Origin of the sequence: uncultured Shimia sp. (genome assembly GCF_913054185.1) — a bacterium.
In the GTDB taxonomy this organism is placed as follows: domain Bacteria; phylum Pseudomonadota; class Alphaproteobacteria; order Rhodobacterales; family Rhodobacteraceae; genus Shimia.
The window spans coordinates 1-2,751 of sequence record NZ_CAJXIV010000171.1; the positions used below are offsets into that span (position 1 = coordinate 1).

Annotated in this window: 5 protein-coding genes and 1 riboswitch; all 5 genes read left to right on the plus strand. The window is 54.7% G+C overall.

Annotated features, from left to right (window positions below; genetic code table 11):
• Positions 1–103: 103 nt before the first annotated feature.
• Positions 104–320: riboswitch (cobalamin riboswitch) on the minus strand.
• A 39-nt stretch (positions 321–359) separates the two neighbouring features.
• Complete coding sequence (cobO, locus tag QZ517_RS19965; protein ID WP_294230804.1) at positions 360–977, plus strand: cob(I)yrinic acid a,c-diamide adenosyltransferase; 618 nt, start codon at positions 360–362, stop codon at positions 975–977.
• Positions 974–1,537, plus strand: coding sequence for a hypothetical protein (locus QZ517_RS19970; protein ID WP_294230807.1), 564 nt, complete (start codon positions 974–976; stop codon positions 1,535–1,537). The genes cobO and QZ517_RS19970 overlap by 4 nt, the downstream gene beginning before the upstream one ends.
• Positions 1,538–1,553: 16 nt before the next feature.
• Positions 1,554–1,904: a Lin0512 family protein gene (locus QZ517_RS19975; RefSeq protein ID WP_294230812.1), complete on the plus strand. Its 351-nt coding sequence runs from the start codon at positions 1,554–1,556 to the stop codon at positions 1,902–1,904.
• On the plus strand, positions 1,901–2,245 hold the full coding sequence (locus QZ517_RS19980; RefSeq protein ID WP_294230814.1) for a Lin0512 family protein: 345 nt from the start codon (positions 1,901–1,903) through the stop codon (positions 2,243–2,245). The genes QZ517_RS19975 and QZ517_RS19980 overlap by 4 nt, the downstream gene beginning before the upstream one ends.
• A gap of 1 nt (position 2,246) precedes the next feature.
• Positions 2,247–2,751, plus strand: a 505-nt coding sequence (locus QZ517_RS19985; protein WP_294230817.1) for a cobyric acid synthase, incomplete at its 3' end; no start/stop codon positions are given.

Here is a 2,751-nt window from a genome sequence, read left to right on the forward strand (position 1 = left end):
TTCGACAGGCGCGGTTGCGTCAGCCATTTGTATTCAGTCCCTTTTCAGGGACGGGGCAACACGGGACATCTTTGGAGAGCCCGACACCGAAACACCCCGTCCGGTTTATGTCATTTTTGCTGGCAGGTCTCCCGGCTTGCGGATCTCGGCATCAGATGCCTGCGGTCTGCCTGCCTTCCCGGAAATCTCCAGTGGCGTTTGGCGGACCTCTCCGGTCACGGTCGCGGGGGCGGCTGCGCTTTGGGTCTTGACGTTGGACCCGTTTCACATTCCCTTTTCACCTGCTCAAGCGAGCAGGAACCAGCGACACCCGAATGGGCAATCATCACGCCCGAGTCAAGTCGGAACGGAGAGGCAGCATGTCTGATAGCGTCGAACATAACGAGCGTCACAAGGCCAAGATGGCCAAAATCAAAGCGGCGCGGGATCGGATGATGGCCACGAAGACCGAAAAAAAAGGTCTGATCATGGTGCATACGGGCCCTGGTAAAGGCAAAAGCTCGTCCGGCTTTGGCATGATCATGCGCTGCATCGCACATGAGATGCCGGTGGCAGTGGTGCAGTTCATCAAGGGCGCGATGGCGACAGGGGAACGCGCGTTTTTGGAGGAGCATTTTGCTGATGAAGTGAAATTTCACGTGTCCGGCGAAGGCTTTACCTGGGAAACCCAAGACCGGGAACGCGACATTGCCAAAGCCGAAGCAGGCTGGGAACTAGCGAAAGAGCTGATCCACGACCCGGCAAACCGCTTTGTAATGCTTGACGAAATCAACATCGCGCTGCGCAACGACTATCTGAACATCGACGATGTCGTCAACTTCCTGTTGAGCGAGAAGCCGGACATGACACATGTTTTACTGACAGGGCGCAATGCGAAGCCGGAGCTGATCGAAGCGGCGGATTTGGTAACTGAGATGAGTTTGGTGAAACATCCGTTCCGCGATGGCATCAAAGCGCAGGCTGGGGTGGAGTTTTGACGCCCAAACAACTCAGGTTCTTTGTTGCGGATCCGTTTGTTGGTACGTGTTTGGACCTAGTTGCTGGCTACGCGCTAAATAAAAACGTGCGAAAGTTAGCTTCCCTTTGGGCTGAAAGATTACTTTTGACATCTGCCCCATTTGAAGCTGTGTCGGTGCTCGTAGCTTCGGACGAGCTTTCGGAGTTAGAGGTTCTGGAGTGTTGTGGTAAAGCGTTTATGGAAGTAGGTTTACTTATGCCAGCCAGCGAGGACACCGCTCTTGAACTAAAAGCGTTGGCAGAGGCTTCCAAATTTCTCCGTGGAACCACCAATCGATATGAATTCTTGGAAAACTTCAAAGAGACGCATTTATTGCCGGATGTGCTCTTTGGCTTGTCAGATCTTTTTTGGCTTGAGGATGGCTTGTGCTATTCGCAAGAAAACGTAACGGTCACAGCCATAGACCAAAGGACCCGAAAAGCGGTAGACGAATTGATAAATCACCTGACGCCACATCTCGAGTTGCTGGCAAATTGGATGGTAAGACTGGACATAAAATGTCCGCCGCAGGAAGAATAATTGGAGCTCGAAAGAATTGGGCATAAAACGCCTTCTTATCGAATTTGGCATGGGCTCGTCGCTGAGACGACTGGACTATACAGAAGCAGCAAGCCGCGCTGTCAAAGACGCGTTGTGGCACAACTCGATCAATCTCGCGGAACTGTTTGGCAAAGACAAATCCGAGATGATCATCACGGTGGAAGTGGCTGTGCAGCAGCCTGAGAAGATCGACACAGATGTGATTGCAGCGATCTTTCCCTACGGCCAAGTCACTGTAAAACCAGTGAAAGGCGGCTTGGATGTGCCGCGGGAGGATGGCGGCAATCCAACTGTGATCGCCAATGTCGCAATCTCTGTGGCTTTGGATGTGGAGGTTGCGGCATGAAGGATCAGCGCTTCATCATCGAAATGGGCATGGGCAACGACCAATATGGTCAGGACTACACCAAGGCCGCCGCGCGGGCGATTGAGGATGCGATCCGCCATTCCGCGATCCCGATGTTTGCCGCGCTGGGCAAAGACCCCAAAGAGATGCGGGTGCAGGTGACCGTAGGTGTGCAGGAGCCGGAGAAGGTGGATTGCGCGGCTCTCGTGGAAAAATTACCGCGAGGTCGGGCCGAGGTGAAGGCTGTGTTTGGTGGCATGAACGTAACCAATCCGGATGACAGCAACGTGCTGGTGATCGCCTCGGCGGCGGTTGAAGCGTTTTTGCCCAAGCAGGTGTGACGTGACCAAAGCGCTTATGATTCAAGGCACTGGCTCCAACGTTGGCAAGTCGATGTTGGTGGCAGGGCTGTGCCGAGCGGCGGCGCGGCGGGGGCTGTCGGTTGCGCCGTTTAAGCCGCAGAACATGTCCAACAACGCCGCAGTGACCAGCGATGGTGGTGAGATTGGCCGAGCGCAGGCGTTGCAGGCACTGGCCTGTGGCAAAGCGTTAACGGTGGACATGAATCCGGTGCTGTTGAAGCCGGAAACCGATGTGGGTAGCCAAGTTGTGGTGCAGGGCAAGCGGCTGACTACAGTGAAGGCGCGGGAGTACGCGACGCTGAAATCGCAGCTGATGGACGCGGTTTTGGAGAGCTTTAACCGGCTGAAATCAAACAATGACCTGGTGATTGTTGAGGGCGCAGGCAGTCCAGCGGAAGTCAATCTGCGCCAAGGTGACATCGCCAATATGGGCTTTGCACAGGCTGCCGATGTGCCGGTTGTTTTAGCGGGCGACATCGATCGTG